Raw genomic sequence first — 23,966 nt, forward strand, 5'->3', positions numbered from 1 at the left:
AGTTTGCAAACGCCTCAACTACTGAAACAATGCACGCCTTTGCCAGCAAGGTCGGATGGAGTACAGGCGGGTGCAGATCCAGGGTCACTATGAGCTGAAGTTCGAGGCGGTGCGTGATGCATTCGCCGAGTTGTTCGACGATCCGCAGGAGCGTGGCGCGGCGTTATGCATCCAGGTCGGCGGCGAAACCGTGATCGACCTGTGGGCCGGCAGCGCCGACAAGGACGGACATCAGGCCTGGCACAGCGACACCATCGCCAACCTGTTCTCCTGTACCAAGACCTTCGCAGCGGTTACCGCGCTGCAGCTGGTCGGCGAGGGCAAGCTGGCCCTCGATGCCCCCGTGGCCCGCTACTGGCCGGAATTCGCCCAGGCGGGAAAACAGGCCATCACCTTGCGCCAGTTGCTCAGTCACCGTGCCGGCCTGCCGGCCATTCGCGAGCTGCTGCCGGCTGAGGCCCTGTATGACTGGCAAACCATGGTGGATGCGCTGGCCGCCGAAACGCCCTGGTGGACCCCAGGCAGCGAGCACGGTTATGCGGCCATCACCTATGGCTGGTTGATCGGTGAACTGATCCGCCGCGCCGACGGTCGTGGCCCTGGTGACTCGATCGTGGCCCGAACTGCGCGTCCCCTGGGGCTGGACTTCCATGTCGGCCTGGCCGACGAGGAGTTTCATCGCGTGGCCCACATCGCCCGCGGCAAAGGCAATGCCGGGGATGCAGCGGCTCAGCGTCTGCTGCAGGTCACCATGCGTGAGCCCGAAGCTCTGTCGACCCGCGCCTTCACCAATCCGCCAGCGATACTCACCAGCACCAACAAGCCCGAGTGGCGCCGAATGCAGCAGCCAGCGGCCAACGGTCATGGCAACGCCCGCAGCCTCGCAGGTTTTTATGCAGGCCTGCTGGACGGTAGCCTGCTCGAGTCCGAACTGCTTGACGAACTGACCCGCGAGCACAGTCTCGGCCAAGACCGCACCTTGCTCACCCAGACCCGCTTCGGCCTGGGTTGCATGCTCGACCAGCCTGAGGTCGCCAATGCCACGTTCGGCTTGGGGCCACGGGCCTTCGGGCACCCGGGAGCCGGTGGTTCGGTCGGTTTCGCCGACCCTGAGCATGACGTTGCCTTCGGTTTCGTGGTCAACACCCTCGGCCCTTACGTGCTGATGGACCCGCGGGCGCAGAAGCTGGTGCGGGTACTTGGCAGTTGCCTTTGATCGGGTAATGCGGGTATTGGCCCGGCCCTTTGACTATTCTCAATGCCAACGCCTGAACGCGCGGGCAAAATTTCTTTCATTTTCATGGTGTATCGCTGATGTCTTCACACAAAACCTTAGCTCTAGCTCTGTGCCTGACCGCCATGACCGGTTGCGCGAGCCATTCGCAGGACGCTTCCAAGGAAGGCGGCCTTGCCTGGTGGCCATTCGGTTCGGACAAGGTGGCCGACCAGGAAGTGAAAGAGGCCGTGACCGAGAAGGTGGCCAAGACGGAGGCTAAATCCGAGGCCAAGACCGAGAGCGCTGGCCACTGGTGGTGGCCGTTCGGCGGTGAAGACAAGCAGGCCAAGGCCGCTGCGGTGCCGAAGATCGACCAGAAAGCCACCCAGGCTTGGCTCGACGAGTACGAGCCCAAGTTGCGCGAGGCGATCAAGGACAGCAAGCTGGAACTCGAGCGCCGCGACAATGTGTTGGCAGTGACGCTGCCGGTGGATGGATCCTACAACCCGGATCGGCCGAACATGCTGTTGCCGATGAGCCTCGGTCCTATCACCCGTGTGGCCAAGACCGTCGAGGGTGACAGCAAGACCGCCGTCCTGATTCTCGGTCATGCCGACAGCAGTGGCGTCAACGCGGCCAACCAGAAGCTCAGCCTGGAACGCGCCGCCTCGGTCTCGGCGATCTTCCGCCTCAGCGGCTTGCAGCGTGATCGCCTGATGCTCAAGGGCATGGGTTCGGAAATGCCACGTGCCGCCAACGACAGCCCCGAGGGCCGTGCCCTGAATCGTCGTGTGGAGATGCTGCTGACCCCACAGAACACCATGGTCGCGCTGTTGAGCAAGTACCAGACCCCAGGTTCGTACGCCGCGGCCTCGATGGTGGCGGCGCAGTCGGTTCAGGCACCGGCCGCCAAGGCTGTCGAGAGCAAGACCAGCACCAAGGCTGCCGCCAAGCCGGCCGCCAAGAAGACCGTCGCCAAGTCCAAGGCGCCGGCCAAGACTGCAGCCAAGAAGAAGGCCGCTCCTGTCAAGGCGACCACTAAGAAAGCCACGACCAACAAGGTCGCTGCCAACACCTCGACGAAGAGCAACTGATTTTCAAGGAACTGCGCCATGACCCAATCTCTGGCCGATATGCGCCGCGACTACACCCGTGATGGCCTGGCCGAAGCCCAGGCGCCGGGAGAGCCGTTCGCTTTGTTCCAGCAGTGGTTCGCCGAGGCGGTGAAGACCGAGCAGCCACCGGTGGAGGCCAACGCCATGACCCTCGCCACTGTCGACGGCGAGGGGCGCCCTCATTGCCGGGTGCTGCTGCTCAAAGGCCTCGATGAGCGTGGTTTCACCTTCTTCACCAATTACGACAGCGCCAAGGGCCAGCAACTGCTGGCCAATCCCTTCGCCGCCATGACCTTTTTCTGGCCGGCACTGGAGCGTCAGGTACGAATCGAGGGGCGGGTGGAAAAGGTCACTGCCAAGGAGTCGGACGATTACTATCAGGTGCGCCCGTTGGGGAGCCGTCTGGGCGCCTGGGCATCGCCGCAGAGTCGGGTGATTGCCGATCGTGAGGAGCTTCAGGGGTTGGTCAAGGCCACCGAAGCACGCTTCAGTGACACCCAGCCACACTGCCCCGAGCACTGGGGCGGCTACCGTCTGCTCCCGGAGCGCATCGAATTCTGGCAAGGGCGTGCGAGCCGGTTGCACGATCGCCTGAACTATCGCCTGGTCGACGGTAGCTGGCTGCGCGAGCGTCTTGCCCCCTGACGTCACACCGCACCATCGAAATGGTGCAATGTGCGGCTATCCTTGGTCCAACGCTACGGGCAACCGGTGCGGCCCAGTCAGGGCTGTACCGCAGCTGAATGAAATTGAATTTGTTACGTATGTCTCGTGACACCCGGCTGGCCGCGGCGTCTAATGGACACCTGACTCAAGGAGACTTTCCCGATGCGTAAATCCGCTTTGCTGGTGGCGAGCTTCACCGCCATGTCGTTGTTGCTGGGAGGCTGTGCCTCTAACCTGTCTGGCGACAGCTACTCTCGTGATGAGGCCCGTCGCGTGCAGACCGTGCGCATGGGTACCATCGAATCCCTGCGCCCGGTCAAGATCGAAGGCACCAAGACCCCGATCGGCGGTGGCGCCGGCGCCGTGGTCGGTGGTGTAGCTGGTAGCGCCATCGGTGGCGGTCGCGGCAGTATCGTGGCTGCGGTCATCGGTGCCGTTGCAGGCGGCCTGGCAGGCTCCGCTGCCGAAGAGGGCCTGACCCGCACCCAGGGTGTCGAGATCACCGTCCGCGAAGACGACGGCAGCATGCGCGCCTATGTCCAGGCGGTACAGGAGAATGAAATCTTCCGTGTTGGCGATCGCGTGCGCATCATGACCGTGGATGGCACCAGCCGCGTCTCCCACTGATCGCGGCAGGCAAGAAAAAACCCCGATGGGCTTGGCCTGTCGGGGTTTTTTAATGCCTGCCTTAAGGTATTTGGCGCCTGTAAGATCGAGCGCCGCGTGTGAACACCTGTACCAACCTGGAACCATCAGTCTGTATCGGGCTTGCCGCTGGCCATCGCCGTGACACCGTAGCCGATCAGCGCGGCAAAGAACGAGCCGGTCAGAATGCCCATGCGGTCCATGCCAGCATAGGCACTGCTGCCCGGTTCGAAGGCCAATGAACCCACGAACAGGCTCATGGTGAAGCCGATACCGCAAAGAATCGCCACGCCCAGCAATTGCCCCCAGTTGGCACCGCTGGGAAGCGCCGCCAGTCGCAACTTCACCGCCAGCCAGGTGAGGCCGAATACGCCTACGGTCTTGCCCAACACCAGGCCGACGGCGATGCCCAGGGTCACGGCATGGGTGAAGCTGTCGAGGCTCATGCCGACCAACGATACGCCAGCGTTGGCGAAAGCGAACAACGGCAGGATGACATAGGCCACCCAAGGTTGCAGGGCGTGCTCCAGTGCAAGCAGTGGCGAGGCTTCGGCATGTCGGGTGCGCAGCGGGATGCACAGGGCCAGGGCGACGCCGGCGAGGGTGGCGTGTACGCCACTTTTGAGTACGCACACCCAGAGAATCAAACCGACCACCAGGTACGGCCCCAAGTTGGACACACCTGAACGGTTCATTGCCAGCAATATCACCAGGCAGGCCGCGGCCAGCATCAGCGACGCACTTGAGAGGGTATCGGAATAGAACAGCGCGATAACGATGATCGCCCCCAGGTCGTCGATGATCGCCAGGGTCATGAGAAACAGCTTCAGTGACACCGGCACCCGTTTACCGAGCAAGGCCAGCACCCCGAGGGCGAAGGCGATGTCGGTCGCGGTGGGAATCGCCCAGCCGGCCACCGCTGCCGGGTTGTCGCGATTGATGAACCAGTAGATCAGCGCCGGTACCACCATGCCGCCCAGCGCGGCGGTGGCGGGGAGGATGACCTGGGAAGGTTTTGACAGCCGGCCATCAAGCACCTCGCGCTTGACCTCGAGGCCGATGAGCAGGAAGAACAGGGCCATCAGACCGTCGTTGATCCACAGCAACAAGGGCTTGGCGATCTCCAGAGCGCCGACCTGGACCGCCACCGGAATATCGAGCAGGGCGCCATACACCGGGGAAAGCGGTGAGTTGTTGATGATCAGGGCGAGCACCGCCGCAGCGATCAGCAGCAAACCACTGGCGGCTTCGAGCCGGAAGAAGCGGGTGAGGAGGCTACGCACGGGCAATATGCTCTCCATGAGTGGGTGGGCAAGGCGGGTCAGGCCTCAGGCAAGCCTAGATGCAGTTGGACGGAGAGGGGGAGAGTTGCGGAAGTTGGGTGGACATTTACTGATGTTGTCGACGTCCCTACCGCCGGCAGGCCGGCTCCTACAACGATTGCATCATATCTGTAGGGGCCGGCTTGCCGGCGAGAGGGGCCAGAAGCCGCAACGTCGATTTACAGCCCGAGCATGTCCCGTGCCACGGCCTCGGCGATGCGAATGCCGTCGACACCCGCTGAGAGGATTCCACCGGCATAGCCAGCGCCTTCGCCCGCCGGGAACAGCCCCTTGAGGTTCAGGCTCTGGTAATCCGCGCCACGGGTGATACGCAGTGGCGAGGAGGTGCGCGTCTCGATGCCGGTCAGCACCGCGTCGTGCAGGTTGTAACCCTTGATCTGGCGGTCGAACGCCGGCAGCGCTTCGCGGATCGCTTCGATGGCGAAGTCAGGCAGGCTCGGTGCCAGGTCGCCCAGGGTCACTCCCGGCTTGTACGATGGCTCGACGCTGCCCAGCGCCGTGGACGGCTTGCCAGCAACGAAGTCGCCGACCAGTTGCGCCGGTGCCTGGTAGTTGCTGCCGCCCATGACGTAGGCATGAGCCTCGAGGCGTTCCTGCAGCTCGATCCCCGCCAACGGCCCGCCCGGGTAGTCGCGTTCCGGGTCGATGCCGACGACGATCCCGGAGTTGGCGTTGCGCTCGTTACGCGAGTACTGGCTCATGCCATTGGTGACCACGCGTCCCGGCTCGCTGGTCGCAGCGACCACGGTGCCCCCTGGGCACATGCAGAAGCTGTAGACCGAGCGACCGTTTTTGGCGTGGTACACCAGTTTGTAGTCGGCAGCGCCGAGTTTCGGGTGGCCGGCATACTTGCCCAGTCGCGCCTTGTCGATCAGCGTTTGCGGATGCTCGATGCGGAAACCGATGGAGAACGGCTTGGCCTCCATGAACACGCCCTTGCCATGGAGCATGCGGAAGGTATCGCGGGCACTATGGCCCAGGGCCAGGACCACATGGCGCGACAACAGTTGCTCGCCACTTTCCAGTACCACGCCGGTCAGCTGGCCGTCCTCGATCAGCAGATCGGTGAGCTTTTCCTGGAAACGGACTTCGCCGCCCAGGGCGATGATTTCCTTGCGCATCTGCTCGACCATGCCGGTGAGGCGGAAGGTGCCGATGTGCGGCTTGTTGATATACAGGATCTCGTCCGGCGCGCCGGCCTTGACGAACTCTTCGAGGACCTTGCGGCCATGGTGCTGCGGATCCTTGATCTGGCTGTACAGCTTGCCGTCGGAGAAAGTACCGGCACCGCCTTCGCCGAACTGCACGTTGGACTCGGGGTTGAGCACGCTCTTGCGCCACAGGCCCCAGGTGTCCTTGGTACGCTGGCGCACTTCCTTGCCGCGTTCGAGGATGATCGGCTTGAAGCCCATTTGCGCCAGCAGTAGCCCGGCGAAGATGCCGCAGGGTCCGAAACCGACCACGATCGGGCGTTGCTGGAGGTTTTCAGGCGCCTGACCGACGAACTTGTAGCGGGTGTCCGGAGCGACGCTGATGTTGCGATCGCCTTCGAACTTACGCAGCAGTTCGGCTTCGTTGCTGGTTTCGAGATCGATGGTGTAGATGAACAGCAGCTCACTGTTCTTCTTGCGCGCATCGTAGCTGCGCTTGAACAGGGTGAAGCCGAGCAGTTGCTCGTCGCGGATCCCAAGGCGCTCGACGATGGCTTCGCGCAGCGCCTCGTCGGGATGGTCCAGGGGCAGCTTCAGTTCGGTGATTCGTAGCATGGCAGGGTCCAGTATCCCGGCCATGGGCGGCCGGCGGCTTTACACAAACCGCCAAGTATAAGCTGTTCGCCGCCCAGACTGGCAGGATAAAAGCGTCCGGCGATCAGTTGTCCCGGGCACCGCCGTAGTAACCACAGCCTTGCATGGTCTGGCCGTCGATGCGCAGTTCGGCGCGCAGATGGTTCACCGCGCCGGTGGCGCTGTCGACGCAGCGCTGCGGAGCGACCCAGAGTTCGACGCGCTCGCCGTTGGCTTCGCTGGACAGGGTCAGGCCGCCGCCGGGGATCTGTTCCTCGAGGAACGGCAGGGGCAGCGGGTCTTTGCCGGGACGTTCGATGACCATCCCTCGGCCGCTGGCTTTTACCGCCCAGAACGGCTCGTTGCCACTGGCACGCAGGGTCAGCTGTTTGAAATTGGGGTCGTCACAGGTCCGTGGCGATGGGGTCAGCCGATACAGTTCGCGCACGTCGAGCTGGCCGTCGGTAGTCGCTTGCTTGCTGCCAGTCAGGTGTCCGCGTACGTCGGCGAACAGCTTGTCGTTGGCATCCTTGGCGAGGTTGGCGGCTTCCTGGAGGATGCCGGTGCCGGCGGCATCGTTGATCACGAAATGGCGGCTTTCATTGCACGGTTTGAACAGCAGTTGGCCGCCACCGGCGCTCAGTTCGCCCTGCATGCGCGTGGTACCGATGTTCGGGTCGCTGGGCTTGTCCGCCAGCATCTGGCAGCCACCGAACAGGGGCAGGGCCGCAGCGAGCAGCAGGGAAGAGGTGAGGCGCATGGTGGGCTCCGGCATTCTGTTGCGAAAGAGCTGGCCACGTTACTCAGGCTGGGCGCCGATCACAAGTTCTCGGTTGAGTGCACTGGTCCTGTAGCCCTTTTCGCTTTTTGTCCTGGTGTTCGCTTCGCAAGTGCAGCGGCGCTCGATCTCACAGACGCCAAATACCTTACGACAGACATTAAAAAAAGGCCCGAAGGCCTTTTTCACATCAACCGCCCAGGTACGCGTCGCGCACTTTCGGATCGGTCAGCAAGGCCTCGCCAGTGCCCTGCATCACCACCTTGCCATTCTCCAGCACATAGGCCCGGTCGGCGATCTTCAACGCCTGGTTGGCGTTCTGCTCCACCAGGAACACCGTCACGCCATCGCGGCGCAACTGTTCGATGATGTCGAAGATCTGCTGGATGATGATCGGCGCCAGTCCCAGCGACGGTTCGTCGAGCAGAAGCAACTTGGGTTTGCTCATCAGCGCGCGGCCGATGGCCAGCATCTGTTGCTCACCGCCGGACATGGTGCCGCCACGTTGCAGATAACGTTCCTTCAGCCGCGGGAACAGCTGCAGGACCTTGTCCAGTTGCTCCTGGTAGTCGCCCTTGTCGGTGAAGAACCCACCCATGGCCAGGTTCTCTTCGACGGTCAGGCGGGCGAACACGCGGCGGCCCTCGGGAACCACGGCGATGCTCTTGCGCATGATGTGCGAGGAGGGCTGACCGACCAGTTCTTCACCCAGGTACTTGATGCTGCCACTGTGCGCCTGCGGCGAACCACAGAGGGTCATCAGCAGGGTCGACTTGCCGGCACCATTGGCGCCGATCAGGGTGACGATCTCGCCCTGGTTGATTTCCACGTTGACGCTGTGCAGCGCCTGGATCTTGCCGTAGAAAGTGGAAACGTTCTCGAACTTCAGCATTTACGCTTCCCCCAGGTAAGCCTTGATCACATCAGGATTGTCGCGAATCTGCTCCGGTGTGCCGTCGGCCAGGGGCGTGCCCTGGTTGATGACGACGATATGGTCGGAAATGCTCATCACCAGCTTCATGTCGTGCTCGATCAGCAGCACGGTGACGTCATGGGATTCACGCAGGTAGGCGATCAGAGCCTTGAGGTCTTCCGTCTCCTTCGGGTTCAGGCCGGCAGCCGGTTCGTCGAGCATGATGATGCGCGGTTGGGTCATCATGCAGCGGGCGATTTCCAGGCGGCGCTGCTGGCCATAGGCGAGGGTACCGGCGGTGCGGTTGGCGAACTCGGTCAGGTTGACCTTCTCCAGCCAATACTGGGCGCGCTCCATCGCTTCCTTCTCGCTGCGGCGAAAGCCCGGGGTCTTGAACAGGCCGGCGAAGAAGTTGGTGTTCAGGTGGCGGTGCTGGGCGATCAGCAGGTTCTCCACCGCGGTCATTTCCTTGAACAGGCGTACGTTCTGGAAAGTCCGTACCACGCCTTTGCGGGCGATCTGGTGGCCGGCCAGCCCCTGGATCGGTTGACCATCGAGCAGGATGGTACCGCCGCTGGGCTTGTAGAAGCCGGTCAGGCAGTTGAACACCGTGGTCTTGCCGGCGCCGTTCGGGCCGATCAGCGCGACCACCTGTTTTTCCTTGACGGTCAGGCCCACGCCGTTGACCGCCAACAAGCCGCCGAAGCGCATGCTCAGGCCGCTGACTTGCAGAATTTCGCGGCTCATCGACGCAGCTCCATATGGGGACGTTGCATAGGCAGCAGGCCTTGCGGACGCCAGATCATCATCAACACCATCAGCGCACCGAACATCAGCATCCGGTATTCGCTGAACTCACGCATCAGCTCTGGCAGCAGGATCATCACGATGGCCGCGAGAATCACGCCCAGTTGCGAACCCATGCCGCCGAGCACGACGATGGCGAGGATGATCGCCGACTCGATGAAGGTGAACGACTCCGGCGTCACCAGGCCCTGGCGCGCGGCGAAGAAGCTGCCGGCGAAACCGGCGAAGCAGGCGCCCAGGGTGAATGCCGAGAGCTTGATCACGGTAGGGTTCAGGCCCAATGCGCGGCAGGCGATCTCGTCTTCGCGCAAGGCTTCCCAGGCGCGACCGATCGGCATGCGCAGCAGCCGGTTGATCACGAACAGCGCCAGCAGGGCCAGCAGCAGGGCCACCAGGTAGAGGAAGATGACCTTGTTGATCGAGTTGTACTGCAGCCCGAAGAACTCATGGAAGGTCTGCATCCCTTCTGCAGCACGGCGCTCGAAGGTCAGGCCGAACAGCTCTGGCTTGGGGATGTTGCTGATGCCGTTGGGACCGCCGGTCCAGTCGGTGAGGTTACGCAGGAACAGACGGATGATCTCGCCGAAGCCGAGGGTCACGATCGCCAGGTAGTCACCGCGCAGACGCAGCACCGGGAAGCCGAGCAGGAAGCCGAACGTGGCGGCCATCAGGCCGGCGATCGGCAGGCAGACCCAGAAGCTCCAACCCAGGTAATGCGAGAGCATCGCGTAGCTGTAGGCGCCGACGGCATAGAAGCCGACATAACCCAGGTCGAGCAGGCCCGCCAGACCGACCACGATGTTCAGGCCCAGGCCCAGCAGCACGTAGATCAGGATCAAGGTGGCGATGTCGACCGCCCCGCGCGAGCCGAAGAACGGCCACACCAGTGCTGCGACGATCAGGCCGATGATCACATAGCGCTGGGTTTTCGGCAGAGTCAGATAGTTGGACACCGCCGGCGGGATCAGCTTGCGATCCGAGCGGCGGCCCATCACCGCGCTCCATTGGCGGTCGAACAATACCCGCAGGAACATCAGCAGCGAACACACGGCGATGATGCCGATGGTGAAGGAGCCCTGGCTGTGCACCACCAGGCTGATGCCGTCGATGCTCAGTTTCAGACCCAGCACCGGAAACGCCACAGCCCAGACCAGCAAGGCGCTGAAGAACGCCTGTTTAAGATTTCTGTTCATACTTTTTCAACCTCCGGACGGCCCAGGATGCCGGTCGGCCGGAACAGCAGGACAAGAACCAAAAGACCGAAGGCCACTACATCCTTGTACTGGTCGCCGAAGACGTCGGCGCCGAACGCTTCGGCCACGCCCAGCACCAGCCCGCCGAGCATGGCGCCCGGGATGCTGCCGATGCCGCCCAATACCGCCGCGGTGAAGGCCTTGAGGCCCACCAGGAAGCCGGCGTTGGGGTTGATCACGCCGTACTGCATGCTCAGCAGCACAGCAGCCACCGCCGCCAGCGCGGCGCCGATGACGAAGGTCAGGGCGATGATGTTGTTGGTGTTGATGCCCAGCAGGTTGGCCATCTTGATGTCCTCGGCACAGGCACGGCACGCGCGCCCCAGACGGGACCGGGAGATGAACAGGGTCAGGCAGGTCATGGCCACCAGGGTGACCACGAACACCAGGATCTGCATGTAGGACACCAGCACTTCCTCCGCGCCGCCCGGGCCGAAGGAGAAGCTTCCCGGGATCAGGTTGGGGATGGATTTGTCCTTGGAGTCCTGCGAAAGCAGAACGGTATTCTGCAGGAAGATCGACATGCCGATGGCGGAGATCAGCGGGATCAGACGATTGCTGTTGCGCAAGGGGCGGTAGGCAACTCGTTCGATGCTGTAGCCGTAGGCACTGGTGACGAAGATCGTCGCGACGAACGCGACCGTCATGAGGATCGGCAATGAGTGGATACCCATCATGGCCAGGCCGGCGAGGGCGATGAAAGCCACGTAGGAACCGATCATGTACACCTCGCCGTGGGCGAAGTTGATCATGCCGATGATGCCGTACACCATCGTATAGCCGATGGCGATCAAGGCGTAGGTGCTGCCGATGGTCAATCCATTAACCAGTTGTTGGAAGAAATGGTAGATCTCAGGCATTACAGCGCTCCTAAAAACCTGATTTGCATTTCACTGGCGGGGGGTGACCCCTGTGGGCTGCCTCGTGGTCTTTGCAACGATGGCAGGGCACGGCCAGGAAACCGCGGGTGACGGTTTTAAGATTTTCAGGTGAACCGGCTCCCGGATCGCGGGCGCAGGTCCATGAACCTCGTAAAACAAAGCCCACTGCTCGCACAGTGGGCTTCTCGGTCAGCTATTAGTCACGCAGTTACTGAGGGGATACTTCGGTCTTCGGCTTGCCGAAGTGCCATTCGTAGACAACGAACTTGAAGTCCTTCAGGTCGCCTTTCTCGTCGAACGACAGGTTGCCGGTCGGGGTCTTGAAGGTGCCGGCATGGATCGCCTCGGCGACCTTGTCGGTGTCCTCGGACTTGGCCGCTTCGATACCTTTGGCGATCAGTTCCACCGCCGAGTAGGCCGGGAACACGAACGGGCCGCTTGGGTCCTTGCCGTCGGCCTTGATGGCATCGACGATGGCCTTGTTCTCTGGGTCGGCGTCGAACGACTTCGGCAGGGTGACCAGCAGGCCTTCGGAGGCATTCTGGGCGATCTGCGAGATCGAGTCGTTACCCACGCCCTCAGGGCCCATGAACTTGGCTTTCAGACCTTTTTCCTGGGCTTGGCGCAGGATCAGGCCCAGCTCCGGGTGATAGCCGCCGTAGTAGACGAAGTCGACATTGTTCTGCTTGAGCTTCTGGATGATCGAGGAGAAGTCCTTGTCACCGGCGTTCAGGCCTTCGAAGACGGCAACCTTGGTGCCTTTCTTCTCGAGGGTCTGCTTGACCGCCGTGGCGATGCCTTCACCGTACTGCTGCTTGTCGTGCAGAACGGCGACGACCTTCGGCTTGACGAAGTCGGCGATGTAGTTGCCGGCCGCTGGGCCCTGGGCACTGTCCAGACCGATGGTGCGGAAGATCAGTTTGTAGCCACGGGCAGTGATTTCCGGCGAGGTGGCCGCCGGGGTGATCATGATCACGCCTTCGTCTTCGTAGATGTCGGATGCTGGCTGGGTAGAGCTGGAGCACAGGTGGCCGATGACGAACTTGACGCCGTCGTTGACCACTTTGTTGGCGACCGCCACGGCCTGTTTAGGGTCGCAAGCGTCGTCGTATTCAACGGCTTCGAGTTTCTTGCCGTCTACGCCGCCCTTGGCGTTGATGTCCTTGATGGCCTGCTTGGCACCGATGAACTGCATGTCGCCGTACTGGGTCACAGGCCCTGTCTTGGGGCCGGCGATGCCGATCTTGATGGTATCGGCGGCAAACGAATGGCTGGCGACTCCGGCCAGTACCATTGCGGCGAACAGCTTGGAAATCTTGATCATAATGCTCCACTCATTCTGTTGTAATTCTTAGAGTCCTGGCAGCCAGGTCTACAGACCGATCGGGATATCGACAGTGGCCACGCCATGCCGCATACCCGACTTTCCCGAAACAGGTCCCGGAACTGTACCGGTACAGTGTAGAGCCGTCTTCGAGCCCTTGAAAAGCGGGCTAAAAGTGCCAAGTTCCGGGCTTGTCGCTTGATCGACACAAAGATATGAAAAGGCGCCATCAATTTGCCTTTAACTTTTGCAGCGGCCCACAAAATCGGGGCCGATCGACCAAATTACATATTTGAAACCGGGTTTTTCTGCAAAAATGCCGACCCTTTCATTGGCGGATTTCTGCGGTAGACAACCCATGACTGATCAAACAAGCACCCTCTATGCCAAGTTGCTTGGCGAGACGGCCACCATCGAGTGGAAGGCACTGGAGCGTTTCTGGGCCAAAGGCGACCTGATTTGGGTCGACCCTTCCCTGGATCTCATCGAGGTTGCTGAGGTGATGGCCGAGAATCGCAGCGAGATCTTCGCCAAGTGGCGCGATGCTGGCACTGTCGGGCCGGTCACCGCGGAGCAGGCGCTCGACCTGCAAACCCGCGATCCAGAGATCTGGGCGGTGGTGGTCTCGCCGTTCATCGTGATTCAGGCGAAGACCGCTTGAGCCAAGGCGCCGTGAGCGCTGCGCGAAAATGTGCATCTGCCCCATTTCGGTGCTTGATAGCGCTCAAGAGGGGTGGAGCCCGGTAACAATTCGGCGTGGCGGTAACAGTTTACGGCATGCGTAATGGGGCTGCCCGCAGCCCCAGGCTTTCAGTAGTCGACCCGTCCGGTATGGTTGTTCAGGGAAATCACCCGGGTTTTGCCGATGCGGTGGCGGAAGATCTCGCGCAGGTACTTGACCGCTTTCTTCACGCATTCGCGTGACAGACGGATGTCGTTGATCGACACGAAGCGGCTCTTGTCGTTGATCAGTTCCCGGTACTTCTTCTCGTACATCGGCTTGATCGCGTACCAATTGGTATCGAGGATCTTGGCCGGGTTCTCGAACTCGTTGAGCAGGTCGTCGATGCGAGCTTCATCGAAGTGCTCGCTGGTGATGAACTCGAGAATGGCGTTGTCCAGGGTGTCATCGAAGCGGTAGGGCGTGCGTGCGAAGCAGCGCTTGATGAACGCCACGATCAGCGTCAGGAAGTCGTCCGACAGGCACGGGCTCTTGGCGATCAGTGTTGTCAGCGAAAGATTCGCCGAGGCGCCGATGACCAACGCGTAGCGCTTGAGCGTGGTGTTGGGGAACAGGCTGTTGAGGTGCGTCTTCAAGCGGTTCAGGTCCATGTACGACAGCTTGTAATCCTTGGGCAGCGAGACGATCGACACCACCGAGGAGCAATTCTTGAAGAAATGCAGGTCGTGCAGGGCGGCAGCGTCATAGCCTGACGCCTTGTACTGCTCCAGGGCTGCGCGGTAGCGACGCGACTCGATCGGCAGCAAGCTGATGCCTTCGATTGCCTGGGTCTGCTTGTTGAAGTGCGGTAGATCGATCGAACGCAGGAACAGGTCGTCGATGTCCAGGCGTGGCATCTCTCGTTCGAATACCTTGAACTTGTCCGAACCCTGCGCTGGAATCTCCGGCACCACCGACTCGGCATAGGCAATGGCCACCGGGCCGGCCAGACTCATGAACAGGTCGTTGGCATCCAGGCGAATGGTTTCGCCGATGTCGATGCCTGCACGTCGGAAATAGTTCTGGTCGTAATCGGTGGTCACCGCCTGGGCGGTGAGAATGTTGAAGATCTGCTGGGAAATGTACTGGTTGGCGTGTTTTTCCATGGCGTTGACGTCGATATTGTGGATCGTGCCGTCGTCGCTTTCCTCGGCGTAACGCATGATGTCGTTGGAGATCAGCATCATCGCGTTCCAAGGTCGGATGCGCCCCATCACACTGGCTTCGCTGCTGTCTTCGTTGTCGAAGTTGTAGGAGAAGTCCCACTCTTCAGACAGGTATTTGCACAGCAGCCGCCCGGCGTTGATGTGCAGTGCTTCGGACATCTCGCTGCGGTGGTCCGAGGCATTGGGTAGCACGCAGATACCGCTGGTGAAGATCGGCTCGAAAACGAAAGAATGCCCGCTCTTGCCATCGTTTTCCTCGACTGGCTTGGTGTCGAAGGTCTTGTTCATGTAGGAGTACTGCTGGGCCAGACCGAATTCCGAGGCCATGCCCGAGCCCGTGCCGCCGCCGGCACTGAAGATGTAGAAATACAGGCGCGACTGGTTGGCCTTGATGCCGCAGGAGTCGATCAGGTACGAGTGAATCAATTTCCAGTCGCTGCTGGAGAACCGCTGGGTGTCCTTGTTGAGGATGATCTTGGCCAGGTACTGGCCGAGAATCGGGGCGTTACCGGCGCCTCCGGCATGCACCTCGGACAGGTCCATGATCTTCATCTTGCTGTAGTCGCGCAAAAAACCACCGCGTTCCCCTTTGCGCGAGAAACGGATGCGCCCGGCGATATCCTTGTCCAGGTCACCCAGCATCACCAGGGGCTCGACCAGAAACACCGGTTTGACGCCCTTGTTCTGCACCAGTCGCAGGTTCTGTCTGATCCAGCGTGCAGGGCTGTATCCGGATTCGGCGCGGTTGCGATCCTCGTTGTTGAACTCGTTGAGGAAGAAGGTGCGGGCGTTGTAGACCAACTCGGCCACGTCCAACGCGATGTTCGAGCCACACCGGCCGAGGCCGATCAGGCACACCGAGGGAAACTGCTGCTCCAGGCGCAGCTGGCTTTCGTCTTCGATGTGCAGGTTCTGCGGGAATACCATGTCGCGCAGGCCGTCGAGGTTGTCGAGGATGCGCTGGATATCCGGTTCGGTGAAATACAGGTACTGCCCCGGCTGGTTGGCGCGCATGGGCAGTGCTTGCGTCACAGTGCCAGTGCTGGGCGAGGTGAACGGAACCGACGACTCGGAGAGCGCATTGGCAGAAATGTTCTTAGAGGTCATAGTGCGCCATTTGCCTGGGTGGTTGGCTGTCGGACAGGGTGTCATCTGGCCATCATGGATAACTCGGCGACTGTAGCAGTGCGCCTTTCACGGACGCGATAGGGGTTTGCCTGACTTCTTTCTAAGTCTTTTCCATCGCACCGGCATTGCATCGTCAAAAAGCCGCGCTTCTTTAATCTTCTGACTGGAGTCGTTCATGAGTACTGCACTGCCTTCACTGGGGTTCGCCGGGATCGGTCTGATGGGCTTGCCGATGTGCCGCCGGCTGTTGGCCGCCGGTTATCCCCTGACTGTATGGAACCGCAGCCCGGAGAAATGCGCCGCGCTGGTGGCCGCCGGCGCCCGTCTGGCCGGCAGCCCGGCCGAGCTGAGCCGCGACAGCGACATGGTGCTGCTGTGCCTGGCCGACACGGCAGTGGTACGGGAGGTTGTGTTCGGTGAGCAGGGCGTGGCCCGGGGTGGGCGCAGTGGGCAGTTGCTGGTGGACCTCTCAAGCCTGGAGCCGACCGCGACTCGGGAAATGGCCGCAGAACTGGCCGTCCTCTGCGGCATGGCTTGGGTGGACGCGCCCGTGTCAGGCGGTACTGCCGGTGCCGAGGCCGGCAGCTTGGCGATCATGGTCGGTGGCGAGGCGGGCGACCTGGCCCGGGCACGCCCGGTGCTGGAGGTGCTTGGCCAGCGGGTGACGCACATGGGAGGGGTGGGCGCAGGGCAGGTGACCAAGGCCTGCAACCAGATGATCGTGGCCTGCAATGCGTTGGTGATCGCCGAGGTGGTGGCGCTGGCCGAGCGCTCCGGGGTGGATGCGAGCCAGATCGCCGAGGCGTTGGCAGGTGGTTTCGCTGACTCCAGGCCGCTGCAGATTCTCGCCCCTCAGATGGCCGAAAGCCGCTTCGAACCGATCAAGTGGCATGTGCGCACCTTGCTCAAGGACCTGGATAGCGCCGTGAAGTTTTCCCGTGAGCAGGGCTCGGCGACACCGATCAGCGGCCTTGCTGCGCAACTGATGCGTTTGCACGGCAGCCAGGGCTACCTGGAGAAAGACCCGGCGACCCTGGTGGGGTTGTACCGCGACCCGCAGTGAACGGATCTTGGCGCTCGATCGACTCGAGAAACGGCCGTAGTTCGGCCAAGGGCAGTGGTCGGCTGAGCAGGTAACCCTGCAGGTAGTCACAGCCGTGGTCGGCGAGAAAGGCATGCTGAGCAAGGGTCTCGACGCCCTCGCTGACCACTTTCAAGTGCAGGGTATGAGCCATGATGATGATGGCCTGGACGATCTCGCGGTCCTTCTGATTGTCTGGTACGTCCTGAAGAAACGAACGGTCGATCTTCAGTACGTCCAGCGGCAGGCGCTTGAGATACGCCAATGACGAATAGCCGGTGCCGAAATCGTCGATCGACAGCCCCACGCCCATCACGCGGATGCGTTTGAGCAGGTTGATGGTCCGCACGATATCGCCCATCAGGGCGTTTTCCGTGACCTCCAGCTCCAGATGCTGGGCGCCCAGGCCAGCCTGCAGCAGCGCCATCTGCACATCGCTGGCCAATGTGTCGTGGCCCAAGGTCAGAGCCGAGCAATTGACCGTGACCTTGAGCTCGGTATAGCCCTGGTCGACGAGTTGGGCCAAGTCTTCGCAGGCGCGCCGCAGTACCCACAGGTCAAGGTCGGCGATCAGGCCGTTGGCCTCGGCGATGCCAATGAAACGGTCAGGTCCGAGCAGTCCGTGCTGCGGATGTTGCCAGCGCACCAGCGCCTCGAACTTGGCGACCTGGCCGGTGGCCAGGCTGTAGATCGGCTGGTAGTGCACGCACAGACCGCGTTCTTCAAGCAGGGCAACACGTAGTTCCTCTTCCAGTTGCAGTTCCAGGCTGGCGCGACTGCGCAGGCCGCTGTCGAAGAAGTTCAGGCTGTTGCGTCCCGCACCCTTGGACTGGTACAGCGCGAGGTCAGCATGCTTGAGCAGCTCAAGCGCGGTCTGGCCATCGTCGGGGTACATACTGATGCCGATGCTGGTGGTCATGACCATGCGCCGGCCACCCAGGTCGATGGGATCCTTCATCCGTTGCATGATGCGCTGCGCCAGGTGCCGGGCTTCGTCTCGACCCTTGAGGCGGGTAACCACGCAGAACTCGTCGCCACCCAGGCGTGCCACCAGGTCCTGATTGCGCGTGGCGGCCTTGATGTGGTCGGCGATCACCTTCAGCAGTTCGTCACCGGCGGCGTGACCGAGGCTGTCGTTGATGCGCTTGAAATGGTCGATGTCGAGAAACATCACTGCCATACGATTGCCGTCGCTGGCCTTTTCGGCCAGGTATTCGGCGAACACCTGGTTGAACCCCCGGCGGTTGAGGAGGTTGGTCAGAGCGTCATAGTGAGCCGCTTGCTGCAACTGGGCACGAGCCTGGTCCAGTTGGTTGAGTAGGGTGTTGACCCGCCGCAGGTCGTGCTCTTTGCTTTGCAGTTTCTTGTCGGCCAAGGCCGCGCTGAGACTACTGGCGCTGACCAGCAAGGCGATCAGGGCGATGGTCAGGCCCAACTGCAGGCGATTGTCAGTCGACGCCAGGCTCAACGGTGTGTTCTCCGGCAGCACCAGGGTCATGGCCGCCATGCCGGTGAAATGGGTGGCCACGATGCCGCTGGCTATCAGCACACTGGCGCCGATTTTGAGCAGTAGGTGTCGAGTGCCATCGCCCTTGCTCAGGCTTCGGGCCATCAGCAGTGCGGCGAGGCCGGTGAGAATGGCGATAGTCAGACAGGCCACCAGCAAGCCGGCATGGTAATGCTGTTGGGCGCTGGTCTGCAGCGCGGCCATGCCGACAAAGTGCATGATCACGATGCCCAGCCCGATGAGAATGGCACCCTGCAGGAAATGGCGTGGCTGCATGTGCTGACGGTCCAGACTGTTCATCGCCAGCCAGGCGGCAAGCAGTGCGATCAGCAGGGAAAGGCCAGTCAACGAGACGTCGTAGTGGATTTCCAAAGGTGCCTGGAACGCCAGCATGCTGATGAAATGCATCGCCCAGACGCCCCCAGCCAGGCAGCAGGCGCCCAGTAACCGCCAGCGTCGATGGGCGCTGGGGTCCTCGCCTTGGGATTGGCGTTCGGCCATGTCGAGGGTGGCAAAACAGGCAGCGATAGCGACACCGTAGGCCACCACCAAGAGGAGGGGGTCGTGGCGACAATCGAGGATCAGCCGAGCGGTGGCCGGGAGTTCAGCGAAAAGGTGCAGTCCCAGCCATTCCATTGAGTGCCTCTTCGTCGCGGGTGCATGACGGTTGCAGAGGCAGTATAGGAAGGCAAAATCAACCGTGCCGTGCTAATGGCATAATGCTTTATATAAATTGGTTATTTTCCTGCTGACTCGTGGTTCTAAGCGAGCCATACCCCGCGACGGTTGCCCGGCGCGGGGGTGAGCAGGATCAGCCTGCAACCAGTACGCGAATCGCTTCCAGGCGCAGGGCGGCTTTTTCCAGCATCGCCAGGCCATCCTCACGCTGCTTGCGCAACGCTTCGATTTCGCTGTCACGTACGCTCGGGTTGACCGCCTTGAGCGCGGTCAGGCGTGCCAGTTCCTCATCGGCTTCGGCCGCCAGGCGACGTTGGGCTTCGGCAACCCGCTCGACGTGGGTCGGCATGATCTTCGCCTCACCGCCGCTGATACGTGTGGCCAGCACATCGCGTTGAGCCTGGACGAACTTGTTGGCGCTGGCCCGTGGGACGCTTTCGAGCTGGTCGTTGAGCGTTTCGAATGCCACCCGCCCAGCGAGGTCATTGCCGTTGGCATCGAGCAGGCAACGCAGCGCCGCAGGCGGCAGGTAGCGACCCAGTTGCAGGCTGCGTGGCGCCACCACCTCGCTGACGAACAGCAACTCGAGCAATACGGTGCCGGGTTTGAGGGCCTTGTTCTTGATCAGTGCAACGGCGGTGTTGCCCATCGAACCGGACAGCACGAGGTCCATGCCGCCTTGGACCATCGGGTGCTCCCAGGTCAGGAACTGCATGTCTTCGCGTGACAGGGCCTGAGCCCGGTCGTAGGTGATGGTCACGCCTTCATCGTCGCCGAGCGGGAAGCTGGCATCGAGCATCTTTTCGCTTGGCTTGAGGATCAGGGCGTTTTCCGAGTGGTCTTCGCTATCGATACCGAAGGCGTCGAACAGGGTTTCCATATAGATCGGCAGGGCGAACTGATCGTCCTGCTCGAGGATCGCCTCGACCAGCGCCTGACCTTCGCCGGCGCCCCCGGAGTTGAGCTCCAGCAGGCGATCGCGGCCACTGTGCAGCTCGGCTTCGAGGCGCTCACGTTCACCGCGCGCTTCGGCGACCAGGGCATCCCAGACCTTGTCATCGCCGCCTTCGAGCATCGGCAGCAGACGCGGGCCGAACTGGTGCTGCAGGGCGTTGCCGGTCGGGCAGGTATTGAGGAAGGCGTTGAGGCCATCGTGGTACCACTGGAACAGGCGTTGTTGCGGGCTGTCCTGCAGGTAGGGCACGTGCAACTCGATGGTGTGTTTCTGGCCAATACGATCGAGGCGACCGATACGCTGTTCGAGCAGGTCTGGATGAGCCGGCAGGTCGAACATCACCAAGTGGTGGGCGAACTGGAAGTTGCGCCCTTCACTGCCGATTTCGGAGCAGATCAGCACCTGGGCACCGAACTCTTCGTCGGCGAAGTAGGCCGCAGCGCGGTCACGCTCGAGGATGCTCATGCCCTCGTGGAAGACCGTGGCCGGGATGCCCGAACGCACGCGCAGAGCGTCTTCCAGGTCCATGGCGGTCTCGGCGTGGGCGCAAATCACCAGGACCTTGGTGCGCTTGAGCATTTTCAGAGTGTCGATCAACCAGTCGACGCGCGGGTCGAAACGCCACCAGCGCTCCTCGTCGCTGCTCTCGCCCTGGGCCTGGAAGGCAACTTCCGGGTACAGCTCGGCGTGCTCGCCGGCAGGCAGGTCGCGGTACTGCTCAGGGTTGGCCAGGGGGTAGGGGTGCAGGTTGCGCTCGGGAAAGCCCTGGACCGCCGCACGGGTGTTGCGGAACAGCACGCGGCCGGTGCCGTGGCGGTCGAGCAGTTCGCGCACCAGGCGCGCGCTGGCCTGGCTGTCACCGTCGCTGACCGCAGCCAGCAGGGCTTCGCCCTCGGCGCCCAGGAACCCCTGGATGGTGGCATGGGCGGTGGGTGACAGGCGGCCCTCGTCGAGCAGTTCCTGCACGGCTTCGGCGACCGGGCGGTAGTGTTCGCTCTCGGCTCGGAATGCTGCCAGGTCATGGAAACGATTGGGGTCGAGCAGGCGCAGGCGCGCGAAGTGGCTGTCCTGGCCGAGCTGTTCAGGGGTAGCGGTGAGCAGTAACACGCCAGGAATGACTTCGGCCAATTGCTCGACCAGGGCGTACTCGGCGCTGGCCTGTTCCTCGTGCCACACCAGGTGGTGGGCTTCATCGACCACCATCAGGTCCCAACCGGCAGCGAACAGCGCGTCCTGGGCCTTGTCATCGTCGACCAGCCACTCCAGGGCGACGAGGGCCAGTTGGGCATCCTCGAACGGATTGCTGGCATCGCTCTCGATGAAACGTTCGGCATCGAACAGCGCGACCTGCAGGTTGAAGCGCCGGCGCATCTCAACCAACCATTGGTGCTGGAGGTTTTCCGGTACCAGGATCAGCACCCGACTGGCGCGTCCCGACAGCAGTTGGCGGTGAATCACCAGGCCGGCTTCGATGGTCTTGCCCAGGCCCACCTCGTCGGCCAACAGTACCCGTGGCGCGCTACGGTCGGCGACTTCGCGGGCAATGTGCAACTGGTGGGCGATCGGTTGCGCACGGCAACCGCCCAGCCCCCACAACGATGACTGCATCTGCTTGCTGGTATGTTGCAGGGTGTTGTAGCGCAGCGAGAACCAGGACAGCGGGTCGATCTGTCCGGCGAACAGGCGGTCGCTGGCCAGGCGGAACTGGATGAAGTTGGACAGCTGGGTTTCAGGCAGGGTGCGGGGTTGGTTCTGGCCATCGAGGCCGTGATAGACCATCAGGCCGTCGATATCCTCGACTTCGCGAACGGTCAGCTTCCAGCCCTCGAAATGGGTGATCTGGTCACCTGGCGAGAAGCGCACGCGGGTCAGCGGCGCATTGCGCAAGGCGTACTGGCGTGTGTCGCCTGTGGCCGGGTAGAGCACGGTCAGCAGGCGGCCATCCTGGGCCAGGATGGTACCCAGGCCGAGCTCGGCTTCACTGTCGCTGATCCAGCGTTGCCCCGGTTGATACTGCTGCGCCATACTGCCTGAACTCCCGCGATGAAAAAGCCGACTATGTTAACGGATCGGCTGGGCAGACCAAAGTGGTGAAGACCACAGTCTAGCTGTTTCATTGCGTCATATCGTCCTGCCATGAGGGCTCAGTACCGCCATGCCGCTCAAGCGCCGCTCGTTTCGCTTCTGCCTGGGCTTGGGCAGCTTCCTGCTGCTGGGCGCCTGCGAGCAGAAGGATTTCCAGACCCTGGCTCCGGTCCCGGTCGAGCAACTGGAAGTGCTGGGCGTGCAGACGCCGATCAAGAGCGTGCACTTCCGTGACCGTGACGGTGAGGCGGTTCTGGTGCTGAGCCGCACCGATGGCCAGGCTGTCGATGCGCAGACCGAGCAGGACGTGGACAAGGTCGTGCTCAAGGCGACCCTCTACGCACGCAGCTCCGACGGCGATGCATTCAAAGCGCGTTGGCAGATCGAGCAGGAGACCTCCTGCCCGGGGCTGGACCTGGACGTCGACTTCTATGGTGATGTCAGCGATGTGACCGACCTCGACAAGGGCGGCGTCGCCGAGGTCACGGTGGCCAGCCACGCATTCTGCGGAGGTGGCATCGAGCCGCACGATATCGCCATCGAAATGCGTGAAGGTCAGGACAGCTACACCATTACCGGCCAGTCGTTGATAACCCCCGCCGGCGAGGAGCCGATCGGCGGAGACCGCGAAGACAGCGCCTCGCTGAAGAACGCACCGCAGTACGTGCGCGATCACCTGAACGATGTCTGGCAGCGGATCTATAAGCGGCCATGGAGCGAGGCCAGCCCTGCTGCCGAGGACGAGTCAACCGACGAAGCCGAATAGCGATATTCAAACCATGGGGCTGTGATCGCCCGCACATCCTCATCCATCGCTGCTCAAGGCGGATGTGGGCCGGCCGATACAGTGGGCACAGGAGAACCATCATGCTGCCGCCGATCCTTCCGCTCAGTGCCGTGCCCGTTACCTCTCAGCAAGACCCGGTCAAGCCCACCCCGGACATCAAGCCGGTGGTGCCTGCGCAGCCAGCCTCCGGCGACACCGCCATCGATCTCAAGCACCAGCGTGATCCGCAGGAGCAGGCGCTGTTGCTGCGCGACGAGCAGCGCCGACAACAGCGGCGCAACACCAAGGCTGACGAGGAACGCTACAGTGCGGTGCCGGGGGACGAGGTCAATGCCGACAACACCGTACCGGTCGCGCCGCTGATGGGTGAGCATGTCCGTCAGGGGTTGCTGGTCGACATCGAAGTCTGAAGCGGGGCTGGTCACGGCCGTCGCCTGGCTGCATGATGCATCTCTCAGCTGATCGTCGAGCCCACCCATGAGCCAAGACAACCTCATCGACTTCGATGCCGAACGCGCCAAGCGTATCCACGACCTGAAGGAAAAACGCCTCAACGAGGTGCGGCAGGCCTTTGAGCAGGCGATGCCGCTCGGTACCTCGAAGAAAAAGAAACCCAAGGGCAAGCCGAAGAAGCGCTGAACCTTGACGCAGGTCAATCCTGCACCCGCCTCGTGTGCCCGGCCCCGGGCACCATTGATCCCGATCAATTTTTCTCCCGACGTTATTCGATACCTTGCATCCATCGGACAACGGCACATGAACGGGAGGCCGACATGTTCTTCGACAATGTGGTTATCGCGGGTGTGGTAACGGTCGGGTTGATGTTGGTGTTCTTTGCCGGTCTAGGACTTTTCATCTGGAAGGATTCAGGTAAGCGCAAACCGCGCTGATCTTCCGGATTCACGGGCACGCAAGGCATTTAGGGCGACTTAGGTCGCCCATTTTTTTTGTTCGCGGATTCGTGCTTGCTGAGGTTTGGTTTGGTTTGGTTTGGTTTGGTTTGGTTGGGGCGGGCGTTGAGACTGGGGGAAGATCCATTTTTGTGTAGCGGCGCTGCTGGCCCCTTCCGCCTTTACGGCGGGTCCCTTAATGAGATGGTCACCCCGGCACCCTGCGAGGCGTACGCTTTCGCA

Annotated in this window: 22 protein-coding genes; 10 read left to right on the forward strand and 12 right to left on the reverse strand. The window is 62.0% G+C overall.

Annotated elements, in window-relative coordinates:
* Window positions 1-70: 70 nt before the first annotated feature.
* From KY379_RS19030 to KY379_RS19045, 4 genes are all read left to right on the forward strand, one after another.
* The gene (locus KY379_RS19030; protein WP_261241138.1) at window positions 71-1,216 is read left to right on the forward strand and encodes a serine hydrolase domain-containing protein; all 1,146 of its coding nucleotides are present in this window, start codon (window positions 71-73) and stop codon (window positions 1,214-1,216) included.
* A 98-nt stretch (window positions 1,217-1,314) separates the two neighbouring features.
* A complete protein-coding gene (locus tag KY379_RS19035; RefSeq protein ID WP_261241137.1) occupies window positions 1,315-2,310 on the forward strand; it encodes an OmpA family protein in 996 nt (331 codons plus the stop codon).
* An 18-nt stretch (window positions 2,311-2,328) separates the two neighbouring features.
* Window positions 2,329-2,976, forward strand: coding sequence for a pyridoxamine 5'-phosphate oxidase (gene pdxH, locus KY379_RS19040; protein ID WP_133331801.1), 648 nt, complete (start codon window positions 2,329-2,331; stop codon window positions 2,974-2,976).
* Window positions 2,977-3,159: 183 nt separating this feature from the next.
* Window positions 3,160-3,624, forward strand: a complete 465-nt coding sequence (locus KY379_RS19045; RefSeq protein WP_133331800.1) for a glycine zipper 2TM domain-containing protein — start codon at window positions 3,160-3,162, stop codon at window positions 3,622-3,624.
* Between the two features lie 125 nt (window positions 3,625-3,749).
* Here the strand turns inward: KY379_RS19045 and nhaA are convergent, their stop codons facing one another.
* From nhaA to KY379_RS19085, 8 genes are all read right to left on the reverse strand, one after another.
* Window positions 3,750-4,943, reverse strand: coding sequence for a Na+/H+ antiporter NhaA (gene nhaA, locus KY379_RS19050; RefSeq protein WP_261241136.1), 1,194 nt, complete (start codon window positions 4,941-4,943; stop codon window positions 3,750-3,752).
* A gap of 200 nt (window positions 4,944-5,143) precedes the next feature.
* Window positions 5,144-6,751: an NAD(P)/FAD-dependent oxidoreductase gene (locus tag KY379_RS19055; RefSeq protein WP_133331798.1), complete on the reverse strand. Its 1,608-nt coding sequence runs from the start codon at window positions 6,749-6,751 to the stop codon at window positions 5,144-5,146.
* A gap of 103 nt (window positions 6,752-6,854) precedes the next feature.
* Window positions 6,855-7,529, reverse strand: coding sequence for a COG3650 family protein (locus KY379_RS19060; protein WP_261241135.1), 675 nt, complete (start codon window positions 7,527-7,529; stop codon window positions 6,855-6,857).
* A 208-nt stretch (window positions 7,530-7,737) separates the two neighbouring features.
* Window positions 7,738-8,439 carry an ABC transporter ATP-binding protein gene (locus KY379_RS19065; RefSeq protein ID WP_133331796.1) on the reverse strand — a complete coding sequence of 234 codons (702 nt, stop codon included), beginning with the start codon at window positions 8,437-8,439 and terminating at the stop codon, window positions 7,738-7,740.
* Window positions 8,440-9,207, reverse strand: a complete 768-nt coding sequence (livG, locus tag KY379_RS19070; RefSeq protein ID WP_133331795.1) for a high-affinity branched-chain amino acid ABC transporter ATP-binding protein LivG — start codon at window positions 9,205-9,207, stop codon at window positions 8,440-8,442. It lies immediately after the preceding gene.
* Window positions 9,204-10,460, reverse strand: a complete 1,257-nt coding sequence (locus KY379_RS19075) for a high-affinity branched-chain amino acid ABC transporter permease LivM (RefSeq protein ID WP_133331794.1) — start codon at window positions 10,458-10,460, stop codon at window positions 9,204-9,206. Before KY379_RS19075 ends, livG begins: the two co-directional genes overlap by 4 nt.
* Window positions 10,457-11,380, reverse strand: a complete 924-nt coding sequence (gene livH / locus KY379_RS19080) for a high-affinity branched-chain amino acid ABC transporter permease LivH (protein ID WP_133331793.1) — start codon at window positions 11,378-11,380, stop codon at window positions 10,457-10,459. Before livH ends, KY379_RS19075 begins: the two co-directional genes overlap by 4 nt.
* Before the next feature lie 229 nt (window positions 11,381-11,609).
* A complete protein-coding gene (locus KY379_RS19085) occupies window positions 11,610-12,725 on the reverse strand; it encodes a branched-chain amino acid ABC transporter substrate-binding protein (protein WP_133331792.1) in 1,116 nt (371 codons plus the stop codon).
* A 358-nt stretch (window positions 12,726-13,083) separates the two neighbouring features.
* Here KY379_RS19085 and KY379_RS19090 point away from each other — a divergent pair, with 358 nt between their 5' ends.
* Window positions 13,084-13,386, forward strand: coding sequence for a DUF2288 domain-containing protein (locus KY379_RS19090; protein ID WP_261241134.1), 303 nt, complete (start codon window positions 13,084-13,086; stop codon window positions 13,384-13,386).
* Window positions 13,387-13,535: 149 nt separating this feature from the next.
* On the opposite strand, the gene KY379_RS19095 is transcribed toward KY379_RS19090, so the two are convergent.
* Window positions 13,536-15,626 (reverse strand): hypothetical protein, encoded by a 2,091-nt coding sequence (locus KY379_RS19095; RefSeq protein ID WP_397466969.1) that lies wholly within the window; start codon window positions 15,624-15,626, stop codon window positions 13,536-13,538.
* A 289-nt stretch (window positions 15,627-15,915) separates the two neighbouring features.
* Here KY379_RS19095 and KY379_RS19100 point away from each other — a divergent pair, with 289 nt between their 5' ends.
* The gene (locus KY379_RS19100; protein ID WP_196173003.1) at window positions 15,916-16,803 is read left to right on the forward strand and encodes an NAD(P)-dependent oxidoreductase; all 888 of its coding nucleotides are present in this window, start codon (window positions 15,916-15,918) and stop codon (window positions 16,801-16,803) included.
* On the opposite strand, the gene KY379_RS19105 is transcribed toward KY379_RS19100, so the two are convergent.
* Window positions 16,703-18,964, reverse strand: coding sequence for a putative bifunctional diguanylate cyclase/phosphodiesterase (locus KY379_RS19105; protein WP_261241133.1), 2,262 nt, complete (start codon window positions 18,962-18,964; stop codon window positions 16,703-16,705). The two genes, KY379_RS19100 and KY379_RS19105, sit on opposite strands and share 101 nt — an antisense overlap.
* A 175-nt stretch (window positions 18,965-19,139) precedes the next feature.
* Entirely contained in the window at window positions 19,140-21,986 is a 2,847-nt protein-coding gene (rapA, locus tag KY379_RS19110; RefSeq protein WP_196173001.1) for an RNA polymerase-associated protein RapA, read from the reverse strand.
* 130 nt (window positions 21,987-22,116) lie between these two features.
* On the opposite strand from rapA, the gene KY379_RS19115 reads away from it, so the two are divergent.
* The 4 genes from KY379_RS19115 to ccoM all read left to right on the forward strand — a co-directional run bounded on the left by KY379_RS19115 (window position 22,117) and on the right by ccoM (window position 23,723).
* Complete coding sequence (locus KY379_RS19115) at window positions 22,117-22,812, forward strand: M949_RS01915 family surface polysaccharide biosynthesis protein (RefSeq protein ID WP_261241132.1); 696 nt, start codon at window positions 22,117-22,119, stop codon at window positions 22,810-22,812.
* A gap of 101 nt (window positions 22,813-22,913) precedes the next feature.
* On the forward strand, window positions 22,914-23,243 hold the full coding sequence (locus KY379_RS19120) for an aspartate-semialdehyde dehydrogenase (RefSeq protein WP_133331785.1): 330 nt from the start codon (window positions 22,914-22,916) through the stop codon (window positions 23,241-23,243).
* Window positions 23,244-23,310: 67 nt separating this feature from the next.
* On the forward strand, window positions 23,311-23,472 hold the full coding sequence (locus KY379_RS19125; protein WP_165976114.1) for a hypothetical protein: 162 nt from the start codon (window positions 23,311-23,313) through the stop codon (window positions 23,470-23,472).
* A 134-nt stretch (window positions 23,473-23,606) separates the two neighbouring features.
* Window positions 23,607-23,723 carry a cytochrome c oxidase subunit CcoM gene (gene ccoM, locus KY379_RS27285; protein ID WP_306466606.1) on the forward strand — a complete coding sequence of 39 codons (117 nt, stop codon included), beginning with the start codon at window positions 23,607-23,609 and terminating at the stop codon, window positions 23,721-23,723.
* A 39-nt stretch (window positions 23,724-23,762) separates the two neighbouring features.
* Here the strand turns inward: ccoM and KY379_RS19130 are convergent.
* Window positions 23,763-23,966: hypothetical protein (locus KY379_RS19130; RefSeq protein WP_261261838.1), on the reverse strand; the 204-nt coding region annotated here is incomplete at its 5' end.

This window comes from Pseudomonas sp. HD6422 (assembly GCF_025377065.1).
GTDB lineage: Bacteria > Pseudomonadota > Gammaproteobacteria > Pseudomonadales > Pseudomonadaceae > Aquipseudomonas > Aquipseudomonas putida_U.

Bases quoted from the DNA above. Each gene is read 5' to 3' on its own strand.
- KY379_RS19060 (WP_261241135.1), bottom strand. From the start codon at position 7,529: ATGCGCCTCACCTCTTCCCTGCTGCTCGCTGCGGCCCTGCCCCTGTTC.
- KY379_RS19090 (WP_261241134.1), top strand. From the start codon at position 13,084: ATGACTGATCAAACAAGCACCCTCTATGCCAAGTTGCTTGGCGAGACG.
- KY379_RS19055 (WP_133331798.1), bottom strand. From the start codon at position 6,751: ATGCTACGAATCACCGAACTGAAGCTGCCCCTGGACCATCCCGACGAG.
- KY379_RS19125 (WP_165976114.1), top strand. From the start codon at position 23,311: ATGAGCCAAGACAACCTCATCGACTTCGATGCCGAACGCGCCAAGCGT.
- KY379_RS19120 (WP_133331785.1), top strand. From the start codon at position 22,914: ATGCTGCCGCCGATCCTTCCGCTCAGTGCCGTGCCCGTTACCTCTCAG.
- KY379_RS19045 (WP_133331800.1), top strand. From the start codon at position 3,160: ATGCGTAAATCCGCTTTGCTGGTGGCGAGCTTCACCGCCATGTCGTTG.
- rapA (WP_196173001.1), bottom strand. From the start codon at position 21,986: ATGGCGCAGCAGTATCAACCGGGGCAACGCTGGATCAGCGACAGTGAA.
- livH (WP_133331793.1), bottom strand. From the start codon at position 11,380: ATGCCTGAGATCTACCATTTCTTCCAACAACTGGTTAATGGATTGACC.
- KY379_RS19085 (WP_133331792.1), bottom strand. From the start codon at position 12,725: ATGATCAAGATTTCCAAGCTGTTCGCCGCAATGGTACTGGCCGGAGTC.
- KY379_RS19105 (WP_261241133.1), bottom strand. From the start codon at position 18,964: ATGGAATGGCTGGGACTGCACCTTTTCGCTGAACTCCCGGCCACCGCT.
- KY379_RS19065 (WP_133331796.1), bottom strand. From the start codon at position 8,439: ATGCTGAAGTTCGAGAACGTTTCCACTTTCTACGGCAAGATCCAGGCG.
- KY379_RS19095 (WP_397466969.1), bottom strand. From the start codon at position 15,626: ATGCGCGCCAACCAGCCGGGGCAGTACCTGTATTTCACCGAACCGGAT.
- KY379_RS19075 (WP_133331794.1), bottom strand. From the start codon at position 10,460: ATGAACAGAAATCTTAAACAGGCGTTCTTCAGCGCCTTGCTGGTCTGG.
- ccoM (WP_306466606.1), top strand. From the start codon at position 23,607: ATGTTCTTCGACAATGTGGTTATCGCGGGTGTGGTAACGGTCGGGTTG.
- KY379_RS19035 (WP_261241137.1), top strand. From the start codon at position 1,315: ATGTCTTCACACAAAACCTTAGCTCTAGCTCTGTGCCTGACCGCCATG.
- KY379_RS19115 (WP_261241132.1), top strand. From the start codon at position 22,117: ATGCCGCTCAAGCGCCGCTCGTTTCGCTTCTGCCTGGGCTTGGGCAGC.
- KY379_RS19100 (WP_196173003.1), top strand. From the start codon at position 15,916: ATGAGTACTGCACTGCCTTCACTGGGGTTCGCCGGGATCGGTCTGATG.
- livG (WP_133331795.1), bottom strand. From the start codon at position 9,207: ATGAGCCGCGAAATTCTGCAAGTCAGCGGCCTGAGCATGCGCTTCGGC.
- nhaA (WP_261241136.1), bottom strand. From the start codon at position 4,943: ATGGAGAGCATATTGCCCGTGCGTAGCCTCCTCACCCGCTTCTTCCGG.
- pdxH (WP_133331801.1), top strand. From the start codon at position 2,329: ATGACCCAATCTCTGGCCGATATGCGCCGCGACTACACCCGTGATGGC.